Origin of the sequence: Bradyrhizobium sp. SZCCHNS1050 (assembly GCF_032484785.1) — a bacterium.
In the GTDB taxonomy this organism is placed as follows: domain Bacteria; phylum Pseudomonadota; class Alphaproteobacteria; order Rhizobiales; family Xanthobacteraceae; genus Bradyrhizobium.
In genome coordinates this window covers 3,169,715-3,194,842 of record NZ_JAUETR010000001.1, presented here as the reverse complement: position 1 = coordinate 3,194,842, position 25,128 = coordinate 3,169,715, and the positions used below count along the sequence as shown (strand labels likewise).

Here is a 25,128-nt window from a genome sequence, read left to right as displayed (position 1 = left end):
AACCGTGACAAAAAAGACCGGTTGCGAATCATGTAAAACGCTGCCGCGACCGGGCCATCGCGTTGCACATGCGGCGCAAATCACTGATTCTTGCAGGCTGAGGGACGATTCGTGCAGGCCACGGCTGCGACATATCTCGACGATCTCAATCCGGAGCAGCGCCGCGCCGTCGAGCATGGCGGTGCCTGCGCCGCGCCTGGCCCGCCGCTGCTGATCATTGCCGGCGCGGGCTCGGGCAAGACCAACACGCTCGCGCATCGCGTCGCACATCTGCTCGTCAATGGCGCCGATCCGCGCCGTATCCTGTTGATGACGTTCTCGCGCCGCGCGGCGAGCGAGATGAGCCGCAGGGTCGAGCGCATCGCCCGCAAGGTGCTGGGCGGCAAGGCCGAGCCGATCACGGCCGCGCTCACCTGGGCGGGCACGTTTCATGGCCTGGGCGCGCGGATGCTGCGCGACTACGCCGAGCGCGTCGGCCTCGACCCTGTGTTCACGATCCATGATCGCGAGGATTCCGCCGACCTGATGAATCTGGTGCGGCACGAACGCGGCTTGTCCAACACGCAGCGACGCTTCCCGACCAAGGGAACCTGCCTCGCGATCTATTCGCGCTGCGTCAACGCCGACATGCCGCTCGACGAGGCACTGGTGCGGCATTTTCCGTGGTGCGCGGAATGGGCCGGCGAGCTGAAGGGCCTGTTCGCCGCCTATGTCGAAGCCAAGCAGGCCAATGCCGTGCTCGACTACGACGACCTGCTGCTGTACTGGGCGCAGATGATGGCGGACGAAACCATCGCACGCGAGATCGGCGATCGCTTCGACCACGTGCTGGTCGACGAATATCAGGACACGAACCGGCTGCAGTCGCAGATCCTGCTCGGCTTGAAGCCCGACGGCGCGGGACTGACGGTGGTCGGCGACGACGCGCAGTCGATCTACGCCTTCCGCGCCGCCACCGTGCGCAACATCCTGGAATTTCCCGATCAGTTCAGCCCGCGCGCCGACATCATCACGCTGGACCGCAACTACCGCTCGACGCAGCCGATCCTCACGGCGGCCAACGGCGTGATCGGGCTGGCGCGGGAGCGCTTCACCAAGAATTTGTGGACCGACCGCACGAGCCCGCGCAAGCCGCAGCTCGTGACCGTCAGTGACGAGACCGATCAGGCGCGCTACATCGTCGAGCAGGTGCTGGCGAAGCGCGAGGAAGGCATTGTGCTGAAGCAACAGGCCGTGCTGTTCCGCACGTCGTCGCACAGCGGTCCCTTGGAATTCGAGCTCACGCGCCGCAACATCCCGTTCGTGAAGTTCGGCGGGCTGAAGTTCCTCGATGCCGCCCACGTGAAGGACGTGCTGGCCTGCTTGCGCTTCGTGGCCAATCCGCGCGACCGCATCGCCGGCTTCCGCGTGCTGCATCTGATCCCGGGCATCGGCCCGGCGTCGGCGCAGCGTCTGCTCGATGCCGTCAGCGACAGTGCCGATCCGATCGCGCGCCTGTGCGAGCAGTCCGCACCGGCGCGCGCCGGCGATGACTGGACCGCGTTCGTGCGCACGCTGGAGCAGTTGCGCGTCTCGGAATGGCCCGGAGATATCGAGCGCGTCAGGCACTGGTATCAACCGCATCTCGAGCGCGTTCATGAGGATGCGGAGGTGCGAGCCGCCGACCTGCTGCAGCTCGAGCAGATCGCGAGCGGCTATCCGTCGCGCGAGCGCTTCCTCACCGAGCTGACGCTCGACCCGCCCGACGCCACCTCCGATCAGTCCGGCGTGCCTTTGCTCGACGAGGACTATCTGATCCTCTCCACCATCCATTCCGCCAAGGGCATGGAGTGGAATTCCGTGCACGTCCTCAACGTCGTCGACGGCTGCATGCCGTCCGATCTCGGCGCCGGCTCCAGCGCCGAATTGGAGGAGGAGCGCCGGCTGCTCTATGTCGCGATGACCCGCGCCAAGGACGATCTGCATCTCCTGGTGCCGCAGCGGTTCTTCGTCCACGGCCAGCCGGTGCGCGGCGATCGTCATGTCTATGCCTCACGCACGCGGTTCATTCCGGAAGCGCTGGTGCCGCTGTTCGAACGCGCCAGCTGGCCGCGGGCGCAGCCGGGGTCGGCATATGCGCGCTCCGGGCCGCGCATCGATCTCGGCGCGCGGATGCGCGAGCGATGGCGGTGAGCCAGCGTCGCTGCGACCATATCAACACGACGCCAATCACTGCACTTCTCCCACAAGGGGCGTGCCGGGAGGACGCGCACCGGTCGGGCACGATGGCTTGCTGACATCCCTGGCGACGTGGTCGGTCTGCGCCTCCCCCGCTTGCGGGGGAGGTCGCATCGCATCGAGAGATGCGATGCGGGTGGGGGATGCTCTGGAAAGACTGCCGTTGTGGCGCCCCCACCCCAGCCCTCCCCCGCAAGCGGGAGAGGGAGCGCACCGGCCGAGCGGCGATAACTCGGATCCAAACTCATCATGGATGAGACTTCGTTTCCTTCCACTGCGCGCGAAACCACGCCCAGGTCTGCCGCGTCACGGCGACGTATCCCTGCCCGCGATATTTGATCTCGCCGTCGACGATCGCGTGCAGCTTCGGCAGCGCATGGAACGGCACCGCCGGATAGGCATGGTGCTCGACGTGATACGGCATGTTCCAGGCCAGCCAATGCACAAACCGCGTGGTGAGGGTGGTCCGCGTGTTCTGGAAGGCGCTCCTCGCATGATCGCAGCCGGTGTGCTCGGCGTAGAGATAGGGCCGCAGGATGAGTTGTCCGACGAGCAGCGGCAGCACCCAGACCCACAGCAGCAGCGCGCTGTGCAGCACCAGCGAGGCGATGAGCAGCAGTGCATAGCCCGCGACATAGGCGCGCGCCTCCCGCACGACGATCGCCCGGCGGCCCGCGGGGACCCACGGAACCGTCACCTCGCCGGTCACCGCATGCTTCAGCAGCAGCCTGAGACGGCCGGCCACCTGGACCAGGCCGGAATAGGCAATCGCGAGTTGCGTCTCGGAGCGCGGCTTGGGGCCGACGATCAGCTCCGGATCGCGCAGGGGATCCTGGGTGTGGCGGTGATGCTCCCAATGGAACAGGCAGTAATATTCATAAGGCAGTCCGATCAGGAAGCCGGAGAGATAGCCGACCGCGAGGTTGAGCCTGCGGCTGTCGAAGGCGGTCTTGTGTGCGGTCTCGTGCACCGCCATGAACAGGAACGCGATGAGCACGCCCTGCACCGGCAGCAAGGACAGCGCCCACAGCACACCATGCGTCGATGCGATCGCTCCGATCAGCGCACCCACGCCGATGATCGCGCCGTAATGGCTGAGCGTGCGTAGCGCGCCCTGCATGTTGGAGCGCGTGCAGAGCTGCTGCACCACCGGCGGTGTCAGCAGCTTCGGACGGGGCGCGAATTCGTCGGTGGGCACGTCGGTCATGTCGAGCTCGGGTGTCAGCTCTGGAGAAGGGCGGAGACGTTGGCGTTGATGAAATCGCGGTCCGCCGGGATGCGGATCGGATTGCCCGCGCGGTGGCCGTGGATCGAGGGGATCGGCCGCAGCGCCGCGGAGCGGGCGTTCACGAGCTTGGGGAGTTCTCGCTCGTTGTCGCGCCAATCGAAGTAGCGGTCGGTCTGGCCCGGCATCAGCAACATGCGGGCGGTGATCGCGCCGAGCGCCCGATCCAGATCGCCGCCGAACGCCGCGCAGTTGCTGATATCGCCGCCCTGCCAGATCGCGATCTGCGCCAGCAGGTTGTCGGCATCGCGATGCGCGAAGGCCAAGTCCCAGGTGGCGGCGAGATAGTCCTCCTGCGAGCCAAAGCCCTGCTCGCGCCAGACCTCGTCGCGGTAGAACTCGTAGGACATCGCCCAGCCCGCATAGATCCGCCCCATCGCGCGCAGGCCGGCCACCGGCTTCTCGGCGAAGCGGCCGTTGCGAAACGCGGGATCGGCCATCAGCGCCGCCTTCACCGCGTCGAGAAACAGGTGATTGTAGGGCGAGCAGCGCGCGCTGCCGCACACCACCGCCGCACGCTCCACCATGTCCGGATGACAGGCGGCCCAGTGATAGGCCTGCATGCCGCCCATCGACCAGCCATAGACCAGCGCGATCCGGCTGATCCCGAACTGTTCCTCAACGAGCCGGCGCTGCACCGCGACCGCGTCGTGATAGCTGATGGCCGGGAACGGCGCGTCGCCGAACAGCTCGCGCGTATTCGAAGGCGACGACGACAGCCCGTTGCCGAACAGGTTGGGAATGATGATGAAGTAGCTGCTCGGATCGAGCGCGCCGCCGGGCGCGATCAGCCACTCGGTGTCGACATGCTGGGCGCCGAACGAGGTCGGATAGATGATGACGTTGTCCTTGGCCGCGTTCAGCGTGCCATAGGTCTTGTAGGCGAGCCGCAGCGACGGGAACGTCACGCCCGATTGCAGCACGACGTCGCCCGCCTCGAAGATCTGATAGTCGCTGCCCGCCGCCATGCACGTCATCCCGTGTGATCGATGAACGGAGCCTACGTGATGCGTCACCGGCTCACACGCCCATTTTTTGGCATGGCATGACCGCGCAAGAGGCGCAGGCGGCAATCGCATCAGCCGAGGCCATGGGTTCGTACCCTCGCGGCCGCTCAAGCCCGAGCTTTGTCCGGATCGCGTGCCCTCTGAAACGTGAGGGCGCAGGGAAGACCGGGAGCTCGCCGCCCCCATGGCCCGCCTGCGAAAAAAATGCAGGCGGCAGGAACCACAGGTTCGGCTGGGACATCCCGGCCTTCCCTGCGCGATGGTCTTAACAGCTGCTTCGCGCTCTCCCTGGGGACCGGCTGTGTTGCCCCCATCGTCGGCGTGATGCGCTTCCGCACCATCATCCGGCTTGACCTCAGCATCGGGAGGCCAGGACCACGCGACTTGACTGTCCGCATCGGATCGTTCGTCGGCGCGACACCGCGCTGCGACCCGCTACGGCCACCGCATCCCTGCCTCGCGTCTCGTGACGACCGCGCGTACGCCCCTCATCGATGAGGCAGGATGGGCGCAGTAGAGCACACTTTCTGGAAAAACGAAAGAAAAATTTTTGCCGGTCGTCCGGACCGTCTGATCCGCCCGGTATCACGACCACCGTCATTCCGGGGCAAGGCCGAGAGGCCTTGAACCCGGAATCTCGATATTGTCCTGCGTCCATTCTGAACGACTTCGAGATTCCGGGTTCAATCGTCAACACGCAGCCGCTCCGCGCCTGCGCATCGACGATTGCCCCGGAATGACGGAGAATGGCGACGGCCCAACCTTCTCGTGATGCGCTCAAGCTCACGGAAACCTTGTGTTTCGCTTTCCTCCGCTTGCAATCCGGGGCGGCCCCTTCCAGCTGACGAGCAGAGGCCGTATGACGGCCCGACGCAACGGAATGAGACATGAGCACAGCGATCGAATTCGGCCTGGACACGTTCGGCGACGTCACCCGCAACGCGGAGGGCGCGATGGCCGCCCATGCCCAGGTGATCCGCGACGTTGTCGCGGAGGCGGTGCTCGCCGACCAGCTCGGGCTCGATTTCATCGGGCTCGGCGAGCACCATCGCGGCGATTTCGCGATCTCGGCGCCCGAGGTGGCGTTGGCGGCGATCGCCGCGCGCACCACGAAGATCAAGCTCGGCTCGGCGGTGACGGTGCTGAGCTCGGATGACCCGATCCGCGTGTTCCAGCGCTTCTCGACGCTCGACGCGGTGTCGAACAGCCGCGCCGAGGTCATCCTCGGCCGCGGCTCGTTCACCGAGTCCTTCCCGCTGTTCGGCTTCGATCTCAAGGACTACGAGGCGCTGTTCGAGGAGAAGCTCGATCTGTTCGTCAGCCTGCTGTCGCAGCAGCCACTGACCTGGCAGGGCCGGTTGCGCCCGCCGCTCAGGGATCAACTGGTCTATCCGCCGGTCGAGCATGGACGGCTGAGGGCCTGGATCGGCGTCGGCGGCAGTCCCGAGTCCGTGGTGCGCGCCGCGCATTACGAGCTGCCGCTGATGCTCGCGATCATCGGCGGCGACCCGAAACGGTTCGCGCCCTATGTCGAGCTGTACCATCGCGCGCTCAAGCAGTTCGGCCGCGAGACGAAGCCGATCGGCGTGCATTCGCCGGGCTATGTCGCCGACACCGACGAAGTGGCGCGCGAGGAGCTGTGGCCGGACTACAAGACCATGCGCGACCGCATCGGCCGCGAGCGAGGCTGGCCGCCGATGGGCCGCGACGAGTTCGTCCAGGAGGCCGATCACGGCTCGCTCTATGTCGGCTCGCCGGAGACCGTGGCGCAGAAGATCGCCGCGACGATCAAGGCGCTCGGCCTGTCGCGGTTTCAGCTGAAATACTCAGCCGGTCCGCTGCCGCATGCGAAACTGATGCGGAGCATCGAGCTGTATGGCAAGGTGGTGGTGCCGAGGGTGAGGGAGTTGCTGGCGGAGCAGTAGGCCGGCTACGCGGTCCTTCACCATGTCCGCAACCGCGCCCGGCCCTTGCATCACGGACCTGGATCAAGGGCGCGAGCAAAACGGCTCGTTCAGGACAATCCAAGCGAGCCGATTAACAGAGCCTTCGTGACACGCATCGTAGGCTCGATGTCGCGCGTGCCTGCTCCGATCAAGGGGGCGCAATCCGATCGGTTGCCCGGAGGCAGACGACAAGCTCGCGAGCCTAGGAACGAACTGATGTTGCTGAAGATCGTCGCGGTGGTCTACGGACTCTGGTTCGTCCAGGCCGCGTTGGAGCCCGGCTTCTACGACACGCCGTCTCACATGGCGAGCTCGACGCTCGCGCTCGGCGGATTGCTCGCGCTGTTCGATCACGCCTTCAGGATGGGCTGGCTGTCCGCCAACATCTGGCGGACCGTTGCGCTTGTCTACGTCGCCGACGGCCTGGTCCACGTGGTCCCGAGCGCCAAGGCCCTGATCGAGGCACAACGTTTCGAGGTGCTGGCGGGCGCTGCGGCGATCAGCTTCGTTTTCCAACTCCCGATGCTCTTCAGCTTGTGGCGATTGTCGTTTCCGTCCACGCGCTCGGATCAGACCGGTCTCGCACGCATGGCCATGCGATAAGCGTCAGGCCCTGTCAGCCTTCGACATCGCTCACCGCCTCATACCAGCCCGGGCAACGACGGCCCGCGCTCACCTGCCGCCAGCCGCGCAAGCTCCCCTGCCGTCCGCGCCAGCACACCGTCCCAAGCCATGGGCTTCTCCTGCCTGAATAGCCGCATGGTCGGATACCACGGGGTGTCGGCGCGATCGCGCAACCAGCGCCAGTCGAGCGCATAGGGCAAGAGCACCCAGACCGGACGGCCGAGCGCGCCGGCGAGATGCGCCACCGACGTGTCGACGGAGATGACGAGATCGAGCGCGGCAACCGCGGCCGCGGTCTCGGCGAAGTCGCTCAGCAGCGGCGCGAGATCGATGACGTCGGTGCCAAGCTCGGCGAGCCCTAGCGCATCATCCGGCCGCGGCTCCTTCTGCAAGGAATAGAGCTGCACGCCCGGCATCACCAGCCGCGGCAGCACCGCCTGCGCGGTGAGCGAGCGCTGGCGGTCGCCCTTGTGCCTGGGATTGCCGGCCCAGACGACGCCGACCTTCAACGACGGCGCGCGCCCGAGCACGTTGCGCCACGCGGCCATCTTGATCGGATCGGCCGCGAGATACGGCACCTCGGCCGGGATCGTCTCCAGCGTGGTGCCGAAGATGCGCGGCAGATCCATCAGCGGCGCCTGCAGGTCGAATGGCGGCAGCGGCGCGCCGCGTGGCACCACGGTCACGCCCTCCAGACGGCGCAGCAGCGGCGCGATCGCCGGCTGCACTTGCAGCACGACCGGCCCCCCCATCATCCTGACGCGATCGATGTAGCGCACGAATTGCAGCGCATCGCCGATGCCATATTCGGCGAACAGCAGCAGCGTGCGTCCGTCGAGCGGCGCGCCCTGCCATTCCGGCGCGTCGAAGCGCGGCATGCCCGCGGAGAGGTCCGGACAGTCGCGGCCCCAGCGATGCTCCGCAAAGCCGTTCACGAGGTCGCCGCACATCAGCAGGAAATGCGCGTGATTGTAGCGGGCGAGCGCATTGTCGGGCGCCAGCGCGATCGCACGATGCGAGGCGGCCAGCGCCGCGTCGATGTCGCCGGCGTTGCGCAGCGCCACCGCGAGGTTGGCGTGACCCTTGGCGTAACCGGGATCGGAGGCGACGGCGCGGCGATGCGCCGCGACGGCCTCGATGGTCTCGCCGCGCATCTCATGGATGATGCCCAGATTGGTATGCGCCGGGGCGTGATCGGGCTGCAGCGCCAGCGCGTGCTCGCAGGCGGCAATCGCCGCATCGAGCTGGCCTGTCCCGCACAGGCAGGCCGCGAGATTGCTGAGCACGACCACATCGGTGGGATCGAGCACGGCGGCGCGCCGATAGGCCTCGACGGCCTCGGCCGGGCGGTCGGCCTCATGCAGCGCGTGCCCGAGCAATCGCGCGGCATTGGCATCGCCGGGCGCGAGATCGCAGGCCTGACGATACTGTACCGCGGCCTCGGCAAAGGCGCGCTGCTTGTAGAGCACATCGCCCAGGCTGAGATGCAGGCCGGCATCGGCCGGCTGCGCCGCCAGCGCATGCAGATAGGCCGGCACGGCCTCGTCATATCTGGCCTGGTCGGCGAGCACATGCGCCAGCGCCCGGCATGCACCGGGATAGGAGGGCTCGCGCTCGAGCAACGCGCGATAGGCTGCTTCCGCCTCGGCAAGCCGCCCCTGCCGGTTGAAGGCGAGCGCGAGATTCCAGCGCGCGTGCAACAGCGCCGGATCGAGCGCCAGCGCGTGGCGATAGGCGGCCTCGGCCTCGGCGAAGCGCGACAGCTCGAGCAGCGCGCTGCCGAGCCTGCTGTGAATCGCCGCATCGAGCGGCCGCAAAGCCGCTGCGCGCGCGAACGCATCGGCGGCGCCCTTGCGCTCGCCTTTCACGGCGAGCGCATCGCCGAGCGTGACATAGGCCGGCGCATGGTGGGGATCGCGGGCGAAGACGCGCCCGAGCAGCTCCGCACCCTCCGCCATGCCGCCGTCGGCGAAGGCGAGGATCGCGGACAGATGCAACGCCGGCAGATGATCCGGCACCGCTTGGAGGATGTCGCTGCACAGCGCCTTGGCCGGACCGGCGCGCCCCGCATTGTAATGATCAGCCGCCTCGATCAGCAGCCGGTCGACAGCCACAGCCCCCATGATGTCCCCACCTCTCGCACTCGAATGCAAGCTTCAACGTGCGGCCGGGCGATTCCAGGCGAGACTCCAGGCCGAGCCGGCTCAGCCTGCCGCCACCTCCATTCGCATGGCCGCCTCGCGGGCGCGCTCGACGTCGGGCGTGCGATAGGCCGCCTCCGGAATGGTGCCCAGCCGCGACTCGTGAAGGCGCGCGCCCAGGCCATAGAACTGCTGGAAGCTCATGATCAGCGGCCGCCATTTGTCCGGGTCGATGCGGTCACGCGTACCGTCCATCAGGATGGCCTCATCGACATGGACCCGCTGCACCCGCACCTCGAAGCACTGGATGTGCCCCTTCAGGATCGCGTCGTCGTCGGCGATGCCATGCACCGACTCGATGCGGGCTTCGAGCTGCACCGCGCATTCCGCGACGCGCGGAGCCGCAACGGTTTCCGACGCCGTTGCGGTCAACCCGGCGGCGGCGAACTTGTCGGACACGTGGCGGTAGCCCTTGCGCTGCTTCATCGCCGGCACCGGGTCCGATCCCGTGGTCAGCGCCAGGCGATCGACGGCGGCGACGAGATCGACCGACGGCAGGTTCAGCACGCACTCGCCGGTGCGGCGCATGTTCTGCGGCGTCTTCGATCCGGCGGCGAGGCCCAGCATGCAGCGCCAGCCGAGCCAGAATGCCGACGACATCGGCGCGAGATTGAAGCCGCCATCCTCGTTGACGGTGCTGATGAGGACGACCGGCGTCCCGAAATAGAGGATGCCCGGCTCGATAGTCGTATGCATGGAAAGCTCTCCAGGGTGATGCATCTCGGCGGCGATTGCGCGCGCCGCGCGGACGGGGCTCAGGCCGCCGTCTCACCCGAAGAAGTTCCTCGATGGCAGCGAAGCGCTCCACCCGATTCCCGAACGGGCCGGATCAGGCGCGCCCTGGGTTTGATCTGGAGATTGTCTGCGCGTGCAAGGCTGCGGCAGATGGCGATCCCGGCATGACTCGAACATGCGACCTACGGTTTAGGAAACCGCCGCTCTATCCAGCTGAGCTACGGGACCGGAGCCTGCACCGAAGTGCACCTGCTTCGCCGCCTCCATAGCAGACCCCGCCACCGACCGGAAGCCTCTCCGGTCGGAGCCTGGACCGGGCGGCCGACCGGGGCACAACGATGTTCGGGTCCCCTGAGGGGACGGCGACGGGAACGCAGCCGCGCGATCCCGGTTAGAGCGGGGCCGCTCATGCCCGATCACACCCCCGTTTGGGAGGGGCGGTTTGACTATCCGGACGGCAGCCGATGGTCTAAGAGAACGGCGCCAATCCGGAACCCGGCCTCGGGATTGCCGTATTGGTCGTGCCTGAGCGCATCTCGTGGCCGGCCAGGCGTCCGGCGCCACGAGGTCCGCTCGATCCAGCGCGCCTGCCCATTTCAGCCGAGGGACACAGACAAGTCGATGCTCATCCGGTCGGTCATTTCAGGCGTGTTCGCGAGCTTCCTCTCCATCGCCGCCGCAAGCGCGCAGGACACCCGCCACCTGCTGGAGTCGAAGGAGTCGCTCTACAACAACATCTATGTCTATGAGCAGGCGCCCTACCGCAGCATGACGTTCGGTCACAACCGGCGCATCTATACCGAGAGCGTCTACAACACCCAGGACGAGCTCGATCTGCCGGTCGACTATACCCGCTTCATGACCGCGAGCGTCATGTACGCAAAGAATGTCGGCTCGGTCCTGGAGATCGGCTTCGGTGGCGGCCGCACCGCCTGGTACCTGCACCGCTTCCTGCCCAAGGTGCAGGTGACGTCGGTCGAGCTCGATCCGACCGTGCTGGAGCTCGCCAAGAAATATTTCGGCATCAAGGAGGAGCCGAACTTCCACGTCGCCAACCGCGACGGCCGGCTGTTCGTGCAGGAATCCAAGGAGCGCTACGACGTCATCCTGATCGACGCCTATCGCGGACCGTTCGTGCCGTTCCACCTGCTGACCAAGGAATTCTACCAGCTCGTCAAGGAGCATCTCGCCGAGGGCGGCGTGGTGGCGCAGAACGTCGAGCCGTCGACCATGCTGTTCGACGCCGCGGTCAAGACCATCCACAGCGTGTTCCCGCAGGTCGACTTCTACGAGGCCGGCGGCAACATCGTGATGGTCGCCTATCCCGGCGACGAGCGGAAGCCCGAGGATCTCGCCGCCATCGCGCAGGAGCGCGACAAGGAATTCGGCTTCCGCTACAAGCTCGCCGACATGCTGGCGCAGCGCAAGCGCATCGACATCGATAACGGCCAGGTGATCGACGCCAAGGCCAAGGTGCTGACCGACGACTTCGCGCCGGTCGAGGCGCTGAAGAGCATCGAGCGCCACAACAAGAAGCTGCCATGAGCGCGCCGGTGTCCCGCGCCGGCATGCTGGCGATCTATCTCTGTTCGTTCCTGGTCGGCTGCGTGCTGATGGGCTTCGAGATGCTCGGCAGCCGCTACCTCAACCCGTATTTCGGCAGCGGCATCGGCGCCTGGGCCAGCCTGATCTCGACCGTGCTGTGCGCGCTCGCGATCGGCTATTTCGCCGGCAGCGCCATCGTCGATCGGCAGCCGACGACGCGCACCATCGGCACCATGATCCTGATCGCCGCCGCCTACATGGCGCTGGTTCCGGCGACCGCCGACACCGTCATGGCCGACATCCTCGACAGCATCGGCGACGGACCGATGGCGACGCTGATGGCCTCGACCGCGCTGCTGCTGGTGCCGCTGACCCTGCTCGGCACCTTCTCGCCGATCGCCGTCAGCCTGTTGACGCGCTCGGCCGGCGAGGCCGGCCGTGTCGCCGGATTGGTCTATGGCGTCTCGACCATCGGCAACGTCGTCGGCACGCTCGTCACGACGTTCGCGCTGATTCCGACGATCGGCTCGCGCGCGATCACCTATTATTTCGCCGTGGCGCTGGCTGGCTGCGCCGGCATCCTGTTCATTCCCTTCGGCAAGAAGACGTCCTGATTTTCATCATTGAAGAGCTTTGCGGATGACTGAGTTCTGGCCTCGCCTCGCCGCCACCGCGACAGCGGCCGTATTGCTGCTGATGTCGCCGACCGCCTACGCCGCGGACGCGCAGATCGAATTGTGGGACGGTCAGCGCGCAATGGCTGTCATCGCCGATCTGCTGCGGTTCACGCCGCGATCGATGGGCGAGCCGGGACATCAGAAAACGATCGACTACATCAAGGCAGCGATGGCCAAGAGCGCGGCGGACGCCGTGCTCACGCAGAGCTTCACCGCCAAGGGCGATGACGGCAAGGCGATCCCGCTGACCAACATCATCGCCCGCTTCCAGGTGCAGAACCCGCGGCGCGTCATCGTCGCCACCCATTACGACAGCATCATCAAGGCCTATCGCGATCCCAAATCGCCGGACGCACCGATGCCGGGCGCCAACAACTCCGCCTCGGCGGTGGCGCTGCTGCTCGAGACCGCACGCGTGCTGTCGCTGTCGCCGAAGCCCGACGTCGGCATCGACATGATCTTCTTCGACGGCGAGGAGGGGCCGAAATCGCTCGGCGCCGGCGATCCGACCTGGCGCCCGCTGGGCTCGCCGCATTTCGCGGCCAACCTGAAGACCTATTATCCGACGCACAAGCCGGAGAAGGCAGTCGATTTCGACATGGTCTGCGACAAGGATCTCAAGCTGCAGCCGGAGCCGTCGTCGCTGGCCTCGGCGTTGCCCGAGGTCAAGAGGTTCTGGAGCATCGGCAGCCGTATCGCGCCATCGGCGTTCTCGCCGGAGCCCACGGCGTATCCGATCAGCGACGACCACACGGCGCTGCAGCAGGCCGGCATTCCGAGCTTCCTCGTCATCGACTTCGACTACGAGCCCTATTTCAACACCACGCAGGATACGATCGAGCAGTGCTCGGCGCAGAGCCTGGAGACCGTCGGCCGCACCCTGCTGCGCTACCTCTATACGCCTTGATACGCCCGAGCTGCGGCAGGCGCCGCGCTCAGGCCGCCCGCGGCCGCGCCGTCACCGCGTCCGACGCGACTGCCGATGCGCGCGCCAGCAGACCCGGCACCAGCGCCTCGGCCGCCTCCGCGCCCGAGATCACCACGGCCTCGACGCCCGCTCCGGCATTGCCGCCGCCGGCGATGACGAGATTGCGCACCGGCGCCTTGGCGCCCTTCAGCCGTCCCGACTGCGCCACGCCATAGATCGCGCCGGCGCTGGCGAGATCATAGCGTGCATAGGTCACCGGGCTGGCGTCGGTCCGATAGACGATATGCCTGGACAAGTCGGGAATGACGGTCGCGGCAGCGGCAACCATGGCATCGCCGAGCTGCTGCTTGCGGGCCTCGTAGTCCGGCGAGCGCCGCCACGCCTTCCAGTCGTCGCCGCCCTCGCCCGGAAACCAGCGCGTGGCCTGATCGTGCGGCACGAGGGTGATGATCGTCATCGTGGCATGGCCTTCGGGCGCCGCCGACGGGTCGAGCTTGGACATCACGGCAAGGCCGATTCCCATCGGCGTATCGAGATGCGTGGCGGGCGCGATGTCGGGCACGATGTCGAGGCCGAGATGCACCGAGAAGCACGACGTCGCCGGCGCGAGGGTGCGGGCACGCTCGCGAAAACCGGCGGGCAGATCGTCGGGACTCAGAAGCTCGGTGAAGGTACGGCCGAGATCGGCATTCGAGACCACCGCCTGCGCGCGGACCGTGCGGCCGTTGCCGAGCACGACGCCGACGGCGCGGCCCTCCTCGACCAGGATGCGGGTGACCCTGGATTTCAGATGCACCTCGCCATCCCTGGCGGTGACCGCCTCGGCGAGCACGTCCGCGAGGCGGCCGGAGCCGCCGACCGGATAGAAGCCACCCTTGAAATAGTAGCCGAAGATCGGGACCATCTGGGCGCAGCTCAGCGTCTCGCTGCCGTCGCCGAGATAGCCCGACAGCGCATTGAGATAGGCGATGAGTTCGGGATCGGAGACATGGGCGGCGACGAGCTCGTCGAACGGCCGGTTCATCCACCTGAACGCCTGCGGATGCTTGCGCGGGAAGGCCAGCATCTCCTCCAATGTGGCGGGCATGCCGGGAATGCCGCTGCGACCCTGCCCCGTCGCGTACATGCTTTCGAAAATGGCATGGATGGTGTCGAACAGCCGGGTGAGCCCGTCCGCGCTGGCGGGAAACATCTCGCAGAGCAGTCGGACATAAGCACGCCAGTCCGCTGGCACGTCGACGCGGCGGCCGGCGAGACGGTAGGAGTGGGTGACCCGCCGCCACTGGATGCGGTCGGCGACGCCGAGCCGGCGCAGCACGCTGTCGACAGGCCCGCCCGGCCAGACGCCGGAGAAATCGTGCGGCCCTGCATCGAAGCGATACAGCACCGGCTTGTTGTCGTGGTGAGCCTTGCGAAGATAAGTGTGGCAGAAGCCGCCCGGCACCACGTGGTGATCGAACACCTTCACCTTCAACCCGGACTCCGCGAGCAGGGCGGCGGCCGTCAGCCCGCCGATTCCGGCGCCGATCACCGCGACGTCGCAGTCGACGCCGGCCGCGGGGGTGAAGCCCGGTGCCGGCCAATGGCACTCCTCGCGCGCGGCCCGCATGCGCAGCAAGGCCTGGCGAATTGCGAAGCGCGGGCCGAAGATCGAGATCAGCGCGCCGCCGACGACGATCATCGTCGCGATCCAGGAGGCGACGCCGGCCCAGCGGCACAGGCCGAGGACCAGGAACAGGACGCCCCAGAGCCCGGTCATCATCATGTTGATCAGGTGGAATTGGGGCGTCGAGGCGCTGTCGGCATAGGCCGAGCGGGAATAGTCCGCGGTCCAGGGACGGCCGACGACGAGCGAAGCGAAGCTGATGAGGCCGAGCCCTGCGAAGGACAGCCACAGCGCGTTGCCGGCCGTCCAATTCGGCGCGACGTCGTTGGCGATCGCCAGCACGACGAAAAGGGCGAGGCTTCCGAGCTCCAGCAGCGCGAGCTCGCTCCGGGAGGCTCGCCAGACGTTGGCGGCGAGCGCCAGGGCCAGCGCGGACCACACCGCCCATGCCGGCTGATGCCAGGCCAGCAGGGTCCAGAACGCGACGAACGGCAACAGCGCCAGCTTGACCGTGAGGAACACTTTCATCGCAGCCTCTCCTCCGCACCGGGCGGCGCAGATCATCTTTCCATTGTCAAGATATTCATAGAAGCGCTTGCCCGGTCTCGTCAACACCAATCTTTCCAACGTCAAGATTAGTTTCGTCAACTACGGCGGGATGAAAATGGTGGAAAAATGCTGCGTATCGTTCCGGCGCCACAGCAAGGCGCGATTCACGAACGGCGCTGCCGTCATTGCCGGCCCGACTGTGGCAACGAGATCACGGAACCACGGCAGATAAAGAAGAAAGTCTCAATTTACGCAGCATTGGAGTCACACCCCGCCGCAAAATGGCGACAATCTCCCGTCATCTGAGGCGGGGAGCCGCTGAGGATTACCGTTCGTGTACCCACCCCGCCTGCCAGTACTGGTCTTTGCAGCGATCACCTGCCTGCCTGCCGTGCAACCTCAACGCGCGCATGCGGAATGGTGGAGCCGCTCCCCGACGGATTTCGAGGAGTGTGCCGACGCTGCCGAGAAGTCCGCCTCCAAGGAGGAGAAGACGGCGGCGCTGGCGCAATGCAACGCGAAATTTGCCGGGAGACGGAAGCCGGGCGGCGGCTACGTCTATTACGACTTCATGCAGGATCGCAGCTTCGACATCGCCGGCCCCAATCCCACGGCCGAAGAGCAGAAGTTCATCGACCAGCAGTATACGCAATACCTCGAGCGCCAGCGCCACGCCAACATGAGCTCGGCGATGATGTCGCGGCCGCAAACGCAGGACCTCCAGCCCTCGCTCCGGGACATGACGGCGCGGGCCGCGATCGAGCCGCCGAAGCCGGCCATGCCGGCCCCGCCGCCGCAACGGCCGAACAAGCCCCCGGCCGCGACCGCGCAGGGCGGATTGCCGCCGCCGACGTCGAACGTGGAGGCACGCGCCCGCATCAAGGCAGCGCAATGCGCCAAGGACGGCTGGCGCCGCGATTCGTTCTCCTGCAACTTTCCGGTCCTGTCGGAGAAGCTCGACGAGCTGAAGCGGATGTTCACCGGCCCGAGCCAGGCCGCAGCCGCACCGCCCGGAGCCAAGGCGCCGAAACGGGCCGAAGCCCGGAACTGAGCCGCGCGCGACACGTTCCCCTGTGCGACGAATCTGACCGCGGCTTGTAACGCCGCGTGCAAGCCCATAGGTTTGTCGGCGCGGGGCGCAGGAGCAGGTCATGGGTCTACTCGATATCCTCAACGGCATGCAGAACGGCCCGAGCGGGCCGAGTCATCCGACCACGCAGAAGAACGGCGGCATGTCGCCGATGACGATGGCGATCCTCGCTTTGCTGGCGTGGAAAGCGGTGAAGCATTTCTCGCAGAATGGACAGCAGCCGAACGCGGCGCCTGCGCCAGTCCCGCCGCCCCAGCCGACCGGGAATCAAGGCGGACCGCTCGGCGGTGCGCTTGGTGGCGGATTGAGTGGCGGCCTCGGCAACATCATCGCCGGCGGCCTGGGCGGTCTGCTTGCGGGCGGCGCGGCCGGCAGCGTGTTGTCGGGCGGGCTCGGCGATCTCCTGCGCCAGTTCCAGGACAAGGGCCATGGCGACACCGCGAACTCCTGGGTCTCCCCCGGCGAGAACAAGCCGATCTCGCCCGGCGATCTCGCCAATGCGCTCGGCGCCGATCAGATCGATCAGCTCACCGCGCAGAGCGGGCTGTCGCGCGACGAGCTGTTGAACGGGCTGAGCCAGTACCTGCCGAAAGTGATCGATCAGCTCACGCCGGACGGGCGGCTGCCGACCGAGCATGAGTTGGCGGGCCGGATCTGACGCTCCGCGATCGTTGACGGGAAGGACGAGACTCATGCTGCACATTCTGATCGTCGGGCTGGTCGCCGGCTTCCTGGCGCGGCTTCTATCGCCGGGTCCCAACAATCCCTCCGGCTTCATCCTGACCATCGTGCTCGGAATCGTCGGCGCGTTCATCGCCACCGCGATCGGGCAGGCCATCGGCCATTACAGCCCCGACCAGGGCGCGGGCTACGTGACCGCAACCCTCGGCGCGATCGTGGTGCTGTTCATCTGGAACAGGCTGGTCGCGAGCGGCACGATCCGCGATTTCAATCGGTAACGGCCTCGCGCCACGTCGTTGCGAGCGACCACAGCGGCCGCCCGCAATGACGATTTCACCCCAACAGATGCATCCCCGCATCCATGCGCACGACCTCGCCGGTCATGTGGCCTGACGCCGGGCTCGCCAGGAACGCCACGAGCTGCGCGATGTCCTCAGCGGATGAAGCCGCGCGCAGCGGCACCCGCGCGACCACCGCATCGCGCACCTGCTTGGCACCGGCCTCGCCGCGCCCCTTGGTGAACCAGGGCGTATCGATGTAGCCGGGGCAGACGGTGTTGACGCGGATCGCAGGCGCCAGGGCACGCGCCAGCGATAGCGTCATCGTGTTCAGCGCGCCCTTGCTGGCGGCGTAGGCGACCGACGAGCCGATGCCGCTGATGCCGGCTACCGACGAGACGTTGACGACCGCGGACGCACGCGCCGTCGCCTTGGCCGCCGCTTCCAGCAGCGGCCGCGCGGCGCGCACCATCTGGAAGGGGCCGATGGTGTTGACCGCGAAGATGCGCTGGAAATCCTCCGCCGAAAGGCCATCGAGCTGATCGTGCGGCACGTGCTTGGTGGTGCCGGCATTGTTGACGAGGGCATCCAGCCGGCCCCAGGACGCAGCGGCGGCGACGATTTTGCGGCAATCCTCATCGCGCGACACGTCACCTTGAATGACGACGACCTCGACTCCTTCCTTGCGGCAGAGATCAGCGGTCTGCTCGGCTTCACTCTTGCTGTTCGAATAGTTCACGACGATGCGCATGCCGGCCTTCGCCAGCAGCAACGCGGTCGCGGCTCCGAGGCCGGACGCCGACCCCGTCACGACCGCGCACAGACCTTCAGCCATTCCGCACCTCCCTGTTTGGCTTGCTTCTTCTTAGCCAACATCGCTGCATCTGCAAAATCGGCACAATCTCCGCAGCGCGGAAATCGCTCGCCTCCATGCGGCGAGCGGACGGGGCCCTGCAGCGGGCTACGCTTGTCAGGGCCGTCGCTTGCGCTCATCATGCCGGCAAAACATCGCCGGCGCGCGCAGGACATGGCGCGCCGAGACCGACGACAACGAGGGCGAGGAGCGCTGTGGCGGAAGCTGAGAACATCGTCGTTGCGACCGCGGAAAGGATCTTCGCCGATCTCGCCGACCCGCAGACGATCAACCACGACAAGGACGGCCGCTGGACGGCGCCGCTGTGGCGGGCGCTGAGCGAGGCCGGCCTGACGCTCGCCTGGGTGGGCGAGGAGTTCGGCGGCGCCGGCACTGACCTCGCCGATGGCTTTGAGATCATCAATGCCGCCGGCCGTTTTGCGATTGCGGTGCCGCTGGCCGAGACGCTGCTCGCGGGCTGGCTGCTGCAACAAGGCGGCATTGCCTCCCCCGACGGCGCCATGACGATCGCGCCGGCTCATCCGAGAGACCGGATCACACTCGACACTGACGGCACCTTGTCCGGCCGTGCCCGCGGCGTGCCGTTCGCAAGGACGGCGCAGCACGTTGCCGTGCTCGCCGAGGGCGGAGACGGCGTGTCGATCGCGCTGGTCGAGACCGCGCGGCTGCGCATCGACGCGGGCCTCAACCTCGCCAACGATCCCAGCGACACGGTGACGTTCGACAAGATCATGCCGCTGGCATGCCGGCCGGCACCGGCCGGCTTCGACGCCACCACCTTGATGCTGATGGGCGGCGTCGCCCGCGGACTGCAGATCGCCGGCGCGCTGGATCGGCTGCTCGCGATCAGCGTCAACTATGCGGGTGAGCGCGTCGCCTTCGAGAAGCCGATCGGCAAATTCCAGGCGGTGCAGCACAACCTGGCACGGCTGGCCGGTGAGAGCGCCGCCGCGAGCGCGGCCGCGACATCCGCCGCGGATGCGATCGCGCGGGCCGCCGCATTCGACGAGGCGGTGTTTCTCGAAGCCGCCGCGGCCAAGATCCGCTGCGCCGAGGCCGCCGAGAAGGGCGCGGCGATCGCGCATCAGGTCCACGGAGCCATCGGCTTCACCACCGAGCACATCCTGCACCGCTTCTCGCTGCGCGCGCTGGCCTGGCGCGACGATTTCGGCTCCGAGAGTCATTGGGCCGTCGAGCTCGGCAAGCGCGTCGCTGCGCGCGGCGCCGATGAGCTGTGGCCGCTGGTCGCCTCGCGCTGACCACGAAGAGGATTGTTGCATGAGCGCACTTCGTTTCGATCCGATCCGGCTGCCGAGGGAATGCGAGGAGCTGCGCAAGGAGGTGCGCGCCTTCCTCGCTGATGAGATCGCGGCCGGCACCTTCAACCCGTACCAGCCCAAGCGCGAGGACGCCGACGCGCGCGAGTTTGCAGCCCGCGTCGGCGCGCGCGGCTGGATCGGCATGACCTGGCCGAAGCAATATGGCGGCCACGAGCGCTCGTTCCTGGAGCGCTACGTCGTGACCGAGGAAATGCGCGTCGCCAACGCGCCGGTCAGGCGCTTCTTCGTCGCCGACCGGCAGAGCGGGCCGATCCTGCTGCGCTACGCGCCCGAGCATATCAAGATGGACATCCTGCCGCGCATCTGCCGCGGCGAGCTGTGCTTCGCGATCGGCATGAGCGAGCCGAACTCGGGCTCCGACCTGTTCGCCGCCAAGACACGCGCGACGAAGACCGAGGGCGGCTGGCTGATCAACGGCTCGAAGATCTGGACGACGTCGGCGCACATGGCCGACTACATGATCGCGATCTTCCGCACCTCGCCGTCGACCAAGGAGAACAGGCGTCATGGCTTGACGCAGTTCCTGGTGAACATGAAAACGCCCGGCATCAAGGTGAACCCGATTGGGCAGATCACCGGGCAGAAGGAGTTCAACGAGGTCGTCTTCACCGACGCCTTCGTGCCGGACGATCATCAGCTCGGCGAGATCGACGGCGCCTGGAAGCAAGCGACCTCCGAGCTCGCCTATGAGCGCTCGGGACCGGAGCGCTTCCTCGAAACCTATTACGTGCTGACCGAGCTGGTGCGCGCGGTCGGTCCCAACCCCGACACGCGCAGCGCGGAGGGCATCGGCCGGCTGGTGGCTCAGCTGCACACGATGCGGCGGATGTCGGTGTCGGTCGCCGGCATGCTGCAGGCCGGCAAGGAGCCGGTGGTCGAGGCCTCGATCGTCAAGGACGTCGGCACGATCTGGGAGCAGCAGCTGCCGCACCGCGTCCGCGACCTCGCCGCGTTCGTCGAGGAGAACGCAGGAAATCGCGAAACCTTGGAGAACCAGCTGACCTTTGCGATGCAGACCGCGCCGAAGCTGACGATCCAGGGCGGCACCACCGAGGTGCTGCGCGGCATCATCGCGCGCGGGCTGGGATTAAGGTGAGGGTCGACGACACGCCGCGATCGTCGCAGCCGCACGCGCGGGGAAGTAGCTCCGTCATCGCGAGCGCAGAGAGCGATCCAGGACCGCACCAACAGTCTGGATTGCTTCGCTGCGCTCACAATGACGCTGGAGAAGCAGAATCGGAGACCCACCATGACCCACTTCCCTGACATCGGCGTCGAGATCCACGGCCATGTCGGCCTGATCGAGATTCGCCGGCCGCCGCTCAATTTCTTCGACATTGCGCTGATCAACCAGATCGCCGACGCGCTCGAAGGCTTCGACCGCGACATCGAGATCCGCGCCTCGGTGCTGGCGGCGCAGGGCAAGGCGTTCTGCGCCGGCGCCAATTTCACCGATCCGGCACGCCAGGCGCAGGAAGCGGCCGGCGCCAAAGGCGATCCGGCCGACAGCCTCGGGGCGATCAACCATCTCTACATGCAGGCGGTGCGGATCTTCCGCTGCAAGAAGCCGGTGGTCGCCGCCGTGCACGGCGCCGCCATCGGCGGCGGGCTCGGCCTCGCCGTCTCGGCCGACTTCCGCGTCACCTGTCCGGAAGCGCGCTTCTCCGCCAATTTCACCAAGCTCGGCTTCCACCCCGGCTTCGGCCTGACGGTGACGCTGCCGGAACTGGTCGGCAAGAACAACGCCGAGCTGATGTTCTACACCAGCCGCCGCGTCACCGGCGAGGAAGCGCTGAGGATGGGCCTCGCCAATGAATGCGTGCCGCAGGACCAGGTGCGGACGGCTGCGATGAAGCTCGCCGCGGAAATCGCCGAATGCTCGCCGCTCGGCCTGCTGTCGACCCGCGCCACGATGCGCGCCAATCTCGCCGACCGTGTGATGGCAGCAACCGAGCACGAACTCGCCGAACAGACCCGGCTGCGCGCGACCGAGGATTTCAGGGAAGGCGTCAAGGCAACGGAGGAGCGGCGCTTCGCGAACTTCAAGGGCCGGTGAGCGATCGCCGTTGGAAATGCCAACTAACACCGCGATCTACGCTGCGCTCCCTCTCCCCGTTCTTACGGGGAGAGGGTTGGGGTGAGGGGCAGACGCACGGGTGGTGCCAGAGGTTGGACCTGTACCCCCTCACCCGGATTGCATCTGACGATGCAATCCGACCTCTCCCCGCAAGCGGGGCGAGGTACACCGAGCCCGCCGCCAGACTGCCTCCAGGCACGAATCTCACGCCGTGAGCGCAAACGTCACGCCACCGATCTCGAAGTCGCCGTCTGACACCGCATATCCGCGCGCACGCGCGACGTCGCTGACGGACGTCATATCGGCGACACGGAAGGTCAGCGCGCTCATCAGTTCGCGCTCGCCGGGTTCGACACGGATACGGGCGTTCGGCAAGTACAACTGCTCAACACCATCGCTGCCGGCCGTCGGCACCACATCGAGAATGCGCCCCCAATGCGCGGCAAGTGAAGCCGGCGCGGGGCTCTGCAGCACCACCTCGGTCAGCGCCGACGTCACGTCGCTGCGGATCGCTCGCGTCCAATCCGGCCCGGCGGGCGGATACGGGCCGAGCACATCGTCGCTGCCCTCGGTGTGATTGAGCTCGATGAAGGCGGCGCGGCAGTCGCGGGGATGCAGTTGCACCCCGTGATAGGGCGGATGATCGATGACGTTGGCGGTCCGCACACCCATCTCGTTGGCACGGGCGGCACGGCCATCGGGATCATCGCAGGCGAAGATCGCCATGTAGCCGCCGCGGCCGCCGGTCTTGTCCAGGAAGCGTCCCGCCGCGGTGTCCTCGCGGGTCGGCGCGATCACCTCGAGCAGGATCGGCCCGACCGGCAGCAGCGCATTCTCCAGCCCGTATTTGCCGACATGCGGATCGCGGTAGCAGACCTCCAGCCCCATGATCGCGGCGATGTCCGAGGCCACCGGCTCGAGCCGGGGCGCGACAAGGCAGATCTGACGGAGGTGGAGGTAAGCCATCGCAGCCCTCTTTGCGGAATCCCCTGTTCACACAAGCCCGCGGCGTCATTGCGAGCGACGCGAAGCAATCCAGAGCTCAGGCCATAACCCTGGATTGCTGCGCTCGCAATGACGGAGAACGCGGAGCTATCGGCCCTGAAACACCGCCGCGCGCTTCTCGACGAAGGCTTTCGCCGCCTCCTTGTGATCCTCGGTGTCGCTGCAGCGCGAGTGATGCATCGCCTCGGCGTCGAAGCAGGCCTCCAGAGTCATCGTCTCGGCATTGTTGATGTTGCGCTTGATGTAGCCGAGCGTCACGCTCGGCCCCTGCGCCAGCGACATCGCCAGCGCGCGCGTGGCCGCTTCGACCTCGGCGTCGGGCACGACCTTGGTGACCATCCCCAGGGTGAGCGCCTCCTGCGCCGTCAGGACCGGCGAGGTCAGATACAGCTCCCGCGCCTTGGCGCTGCCGAGCAGTTGGGTGAGGAAATAGGTGCCGCCGAAATCGCCCGACAGCCCGACCTTGGCGAAGGCCGTCGTGATCTTGGCCGACTCGCCGGCCACCCGCAGATCGCAGGCCAGCGCGATCGACAGGCCGGCGCCGGCGGCCGCGCCGTCGATCTGCGCCACCACCGGCTTCTGCATCTGGTGCAGCAGCCGCGACACCTCCATGCGCTCGCGCAAGGTCGTCACCTTGGTCTCGAACGAGGGCGCGGTCTTGGCTTCGGCCATCGCCTTGACGTCGCCGCCGACGCAGAACGTGCCGCCGGCGCCCTTGAGCAGCACCGCGCGCACCTCCGGATCATTGGCCGCACGATGCGCCGCCTCGACCAGGCCCTTCGTCAGGTCGCTGTTGAGCGCGTTGCGCCGCTCCGGCCGGTTCATCGTGATCGTGAGCAGGCCGGACTCGAGGTGCTGCAGAACTGTGGTGTTGGTGGTCATGGCCGGCGCTCCTTGTTGTTTCCCGGTGTTATGTCTCCGTCATTCCAGGGCGACGCGTCAGCGTCGAACCCGGAATCCCGAACTGATGGACTCACATCGAGGTTCCGGGTTCAACGCTGCGCGTTGCCCCGGAACGACGGATGTCGCGGCAGCGTTTGCGCCTTGCGCAGGCGCGCCCCGGAATGCCGTCGCCCCGGCCGTCACTTCTTCACCAGCGAGCAGCGCGACGCTTCCAGCGGCTGGAACGCCTCGTTGCCAGACACGGTCGCGAGCAGCTTGTAGTCGTCGGACCTGCTCTTCGATTCCGATGGCTTCTTGACCTCGAACAGATACATGTCGTGCACCATGCGGCCATCCTCGCGAATGCGGCCGCCCTTGGCGAACATGTCGTTGATCGGGGTCGCCCGCATCAGCTTCATGACGGCGTCCGCATCCGTGGTGCCCGCGGCCTTCACGGCTTTCAGATAGTGCGTGACGGAGGAATAGACGCCGGCCTGGGCCGAGGTCGGCACGCGCTTGGTGCGCTCCATGAAGCGCTTGGTGAAGGCGCGGGTGTCGTCGTTGAGATCCCAGTAGAACGCTTCCGCAACCAGCAGCCCCTGCGCCGTCTCGAGCCCGACGCTGTCGATGTCGGAGACGAAGGCGAGCAGCGGCGACAGCTTCTGGCCGCCCTTGGTGAGGCCGAATTCGGCGGCCTGCTTGATCGCGTTGATGGTGTCGCCGCCGGCATTGGCGAGCCCGATCACCTTGGCCTTGGAGGCCTGCGCCTGCAGCAGAAAGGAGGAGAAGTCCGAGGTGTTGAGCGGATGACGCACGCTGCCGAGCACCTTGCCGCCCGACTTCACCACCACGGCGGTGGTGTCCTTTTCCAGATCCTGGCCGAACGCGTAGTCCGCGGTCAGGAAGAACCAGCTGTCGAGGCCAGACTTCACCGCCGCCAGGCCCGTGACGTTGGCCTGCGCAAAAGTGTCGAACACGTAGTGCACGGTGAACGGGCCGCAGGCCTCGTTGGAGAGCCTGACAGAGCCGGGACCATTGAAGATGATGATCTTGTTGCGCGCCTTGGCGATCTCGCCGGCGGCCAGCGCGGTGGCGGAGGCTGCGACATCCCAGATCATCTCGACGCCCTGGTTGTCGAGCATGTCGCGCGCGATGTTGGCGGCGAGATCAGCCTTGTTGAGATGGTCGGCCGCGATCACCTCGATCTTGCGGCCCAGCACCTCGCCGCCGAAATCCTCCACCGCCATCTTCGCCGCGGTCTCGCTGCCGGGACCGGTGATGTCGGCGTAGAGGCTCGACATGTCGAGAATGCCGCCTATCTTCAGCGGCGGCTTGCTCTGCGCATGCGCCACGCCTGCGGACAACGTCAGCGCCGACGCCAGCATGAACAACGACGCCGCCGCGCCGCGGATGGTTCTGCTCATCGATATCCTCCCTGCCGGGCGCGTCGCTACATGGCGACGGCCTCTTTGATAGTTCGCATCATGGCGCACGCTTTCGCATGCGGCAAGCGCTCAGCACGCTCAGCAAAAGCGTCGCCGGTCGCCGCTTTCCGCTCAGTGGAATGGAAATTTCGTGCGA

General features: G+C 66.9%; 21 protein-coding genes and 1 tRNA gene. 12 read left to right on the top strand and 10 right to left on the bottom strand.

The features are described from left to right. Positions 1-111: 111 nt before the first annotated feature. Positions 112-2,172: an ATP-dependent helicase gene (locus QX094_RS14460; RefSeq protein ID WP_315825498.1), complete on the top strand. Its 2,061-nt coding sequence runs from the start codon at positions 112-114 to the stop codon at positions 2,170-2,172. Positions 2,173-2,464: 292 nt separating this feature from the next. On the opposite strand, the gene QX094_RS14455 is transcribed toward QX094_RS14460, so the two are convergent. Both QX094_RS14455 and QX094_RS14450 read right to left on the bottom strand, forming a co-directional pair. Continuing rightward, the gene (locus tag QX094_RS14455; protein WP_316174492.1) at positions 2,465-3,424 is read right to left on the bottom strand and encodes a fatty acid desaturase family protein; all 960 of its coding nucleotides are present in this window, start codon (positions 3,422-3,424) and stop codon (positions 2,465-2,467) included. A gap of 14 nt (positions 3,425-3,438) precedes the next feature. Further along, positions 3,439-4,470, bottom strand: a complete 1,032-nt coding sequence (locus QX094_RS14450) for an alpha/beta fold hydrolase (protein ID WP_315825500.1) — start codon at positions 4,468-4,470, stop codon at positions 3,439-3,441. A 926-nt stretch (positions 4,471-5,396) separates the two neighbouring features. Here QX094_RS14450 and QX094_RS14445 point away from each other — a divergent pair. Continuing rightward, positions 5,397-6,434 carry an LLM class flavin-dependent oxidoreductase gene (locus QX094_RS14445; RefSeq protein WP_315715267.1) on the top strand — a complete coding sequence of 346 codons (1,038 nt, stop codon included), beginning with the start codon at positions 5,397-5,399 and terminating at the stop codon, positions 6,432-6,434. Positions 6,435-6,671: 237 nt separating this feature from the next. Then, positions 6,672-7,058 (top strand): hypothetical protein, encoded by a 387-nt coding sequence (locus QX094_RS14440; protein WP_315752282.1) that lies wholly within the window; start codon positions 6,672-6,674, stop codon positions 7,056-7,058. A 38-nt stretch (positions 7,059-7,096) separates the two neighbouring features. Here QX094_RS14440 and QX094_RS14435 read toward each other — a convergent pair whose 3' ends face one another. The 3 genes from QX094_RS14435 to QX094_RS14425 all read right to left on the bottom strand — a co-directional run bounded on the left by QX094_RS14435 (position 7,097) and on the right by QX094_RS14425 (position 10,243). Next, complete coding sequence (locus tag QX094_RS14435; protein ID WP_316174491.1) at positions 7,097-9,202, bottom strand: tetratricopeptide repeat protein; 2,106 nt, start codon at positions 9,200-9,202, stop codon at positions 7,097-7,099. 81 nt (positions 9,203-9,283) lie between these two features. Further along, positions 9,284-9,976, bottom strand: coding sequence for a flavin reductase family protein (locus QX094_RS14430; RefSeq protein WP_315715264.1), 693 nt, complete (start codon positions 9,974-9,976; stop codon positions 9,284-9,286). Positions 9,977-10,166: 190 nt separating this feature from the next. Beyond that, positions 10,167-10,243: transfer RNA gene (locus QX094_RS14425), tRNA-Arg, on the bottom strand. Between the two features lie 393 nt (positions 10,244-10,636). Between QX094_RS14425 and QX094_RS14420 the strand changes: the two genes are divergently transcribed. Genes QX094_RS14420 through QX094_RS14410 form a run of 3 tightly spaced genes read left to right on the top strand, consistent with a single transcriptional unit; the run spans position 10,637 to position 13,144 of the window. Beyond that, the gene (locus tag QX094_RS14420; protein WP_316174489.1) at positions 10,637-11,560 is read left to right on the top strand and encodes a fused MFS/spermidine synthase; all 924 of its coding nucleotides are present in this window, start codon (positions 10,637-10,639) and stop codon (positions 11,558-11,560) included. Continuing rightward, entirely contained in the window at positions 11,557-12,174 is a 618-nt protein-coding gene (locus tag QX094_RS14415) for a fused MFS/spermidine synthase (RefSeq protein ID WP_315715262.1), read from the top strand. The genes QX094_RS14420 and QX094_RS14415 overlap by 4 nt, the downstream gene beginning before the upstream one ends. A 25-nt stretch (positions 12,175-12,199) precedes the next feature. After that, a complete protein-coding gene (locus tag QX094_RS14410; protein ID WP_315825506.1) occupies positions 12,200-13,144 on the top strand; it encodes a M28 family peptidase in 945 nt (314 codons plus the stop codon). A 28-nt stretch (positions 13,145-13,172) separates the two neighbouring features. Here QX094_RS14410 and QX094_RS14405 read toward each other — a convergent pair whose 3' ends face one another. Further along, positions 13,173-15,299, bottom strand: a complete 2,127-nt coding sequence (locus tag QX094_RS14405) for an NAD(P)/FAD-dependent oxidoreductase (protein ID WP_316170971.1) — start codon at positions 15,297-15,299, stop codon at positions 13,173-13,175. 370 nt (positions 15,300-15,669) lie between these two features. Between QX094_RS14405 and QX094_RS14400 the strand changes: the two genes are divergently transcribed. The 3 genes from QX094_RS14400 to QX094_RS14390 all read left to right on the top strand — a co-directional run bounded on the left by QX094_RS14400 (position 15,670) and on the right by QX094_RS14390 (position 17,369). Then, positions 15,670-16,371, top strand: a complete 702-nt coding sequence (locus tag QX094_RS14400; protein WP_409977942.1) for a hypothetical protein — start codon at positions 15,670-15,672, stop codon at positions 16,369-16,371. Positions 16,372-16,471: 100 nt separating this feature from the next. Then, on the top strand, positions 16,472-17,068 hold the full coding sequence (locus tag QX094_RS14395; RefSeq protein WP_315715258.1) for a YidB family protein: 597 nt from the start codon (positions 16,472-16,474) through the stop codon (positions 17,066-17,068). A 34-nt stretch (positions 17,069-17,102) separates the two neighbouring features. Continuing rightward, positions 17,103-17,369, top strand: coding sequence for a GlsB/YeaQ/YmgE family stress response membrane protein (locus tag QX094_RS14390; protein WP_315715257.1), 267 nt, complete (start codon positions 17,103-17,105; stop codon positions 17,367-17,369). 55 nt (positions 17,370-17,424) lie between these two features. Here QX094_RS14390 and QX094_RS14385 read toward each other — a convergent pair whose 3' ends face one another. Further along, complete coding sequence (locus tag QX094_RS14385) at positions 17,425-18,204, bottom strand: SDR family oxidoreductase (RefSeq protein ID WP_316174487.1); 780 nt, start codon at positions 18,202-18,204, stop codon at positions 17,425-17,427. Positions 18,205-18,437: 233 nt separating this feature from the next. Here QX094_RS14385 and QX094_RS14380 point away from each other — a divergent pair, with 233 nt between their 5' ends. The 3 genes from QX094_RS14380 (at position 18,438) to QX094_RS14370 (ending at position 21,639) form a co-directional block, all read left to right on the top strand. After that, positions 18,438-19,502, top strand: coding sequence for an acyl-CoA dehydrogenase family protein (locus tag QX094_RS14380; protein WP_315715255.1), 1,065 nt, complete (start codon positions 18,438-18,440; stop codon positions 19,500-19,502). 19 nt (positions 19,503-19,521) lie between these two features. Further along, positions 19,522-20,679 carry an acyl-CoA dehydrogenase family protein gene (locus tag QX094_RS14375; protein WP_315752289.1) on the top strand — a complete coding sequence of 386 codons (1,158 nt, stop codon included), beginning with the start codon at positions 19,522-19,524 and terminating at the stop codon, positions 20,677-20,679. Positions 20,680-20,832: 153 nt separating this feature from the next. Next, a complete protein-coding gene (locus QX094_RS14370) occupies positions 20,833-21,639 on the top strand; it encodes an enoyl-CoA hydratase/isomerase family protein (RefSeq protein WP_316174486.1) in 807 nt (268 codons plus the stop codon). Positions 21,640-21,864: 225 nt separating this feature from the next. Here the strand turns inward: QX094_RS14370 and QX094_RS14365 are convergent, their stop codons facing one another. The 3 genes from QX094_RS14365 to QX094_RS14355 form a co-directional block, all read right to left on the bottom strand. Then, entirely contained in the window at positions 21,865-22,626 is a 762-nt protein-coding gene (locus QX094_RS14365) for a hypothetical protein (protein ID WP_315715252.1), read from the bottom strand. A 126-nt stretch (positions 22,627-22,752) separates the two neighbouring features. Next, positions 22,753-23,547: an enoyl-CoA hydratase gene (locus QX094_RS14360; RefSeq protein WP_316174485.1), complete on the bottom strand. Its 795-nt coding sequence runs from the start codon at positions 23,545-23,547 to the stop codon at positions 22,753-22,755. 200 nt (positions 23,548-23,747) lie between these two features. Then, positions 23,748-24,932 (bottom strand): ABC transporter substrate-binding protein, encoded by a 1,185-nt coding sequence (locus QX094_RS14355; protein ID WP_316174637.1) that lies wholly within the window; start codon positions 24,930-24,932, stop codon positions 23,748-23,750. Between the last annotated feature and the right edge of the window lie 196 nt (positions 24,933-25,128).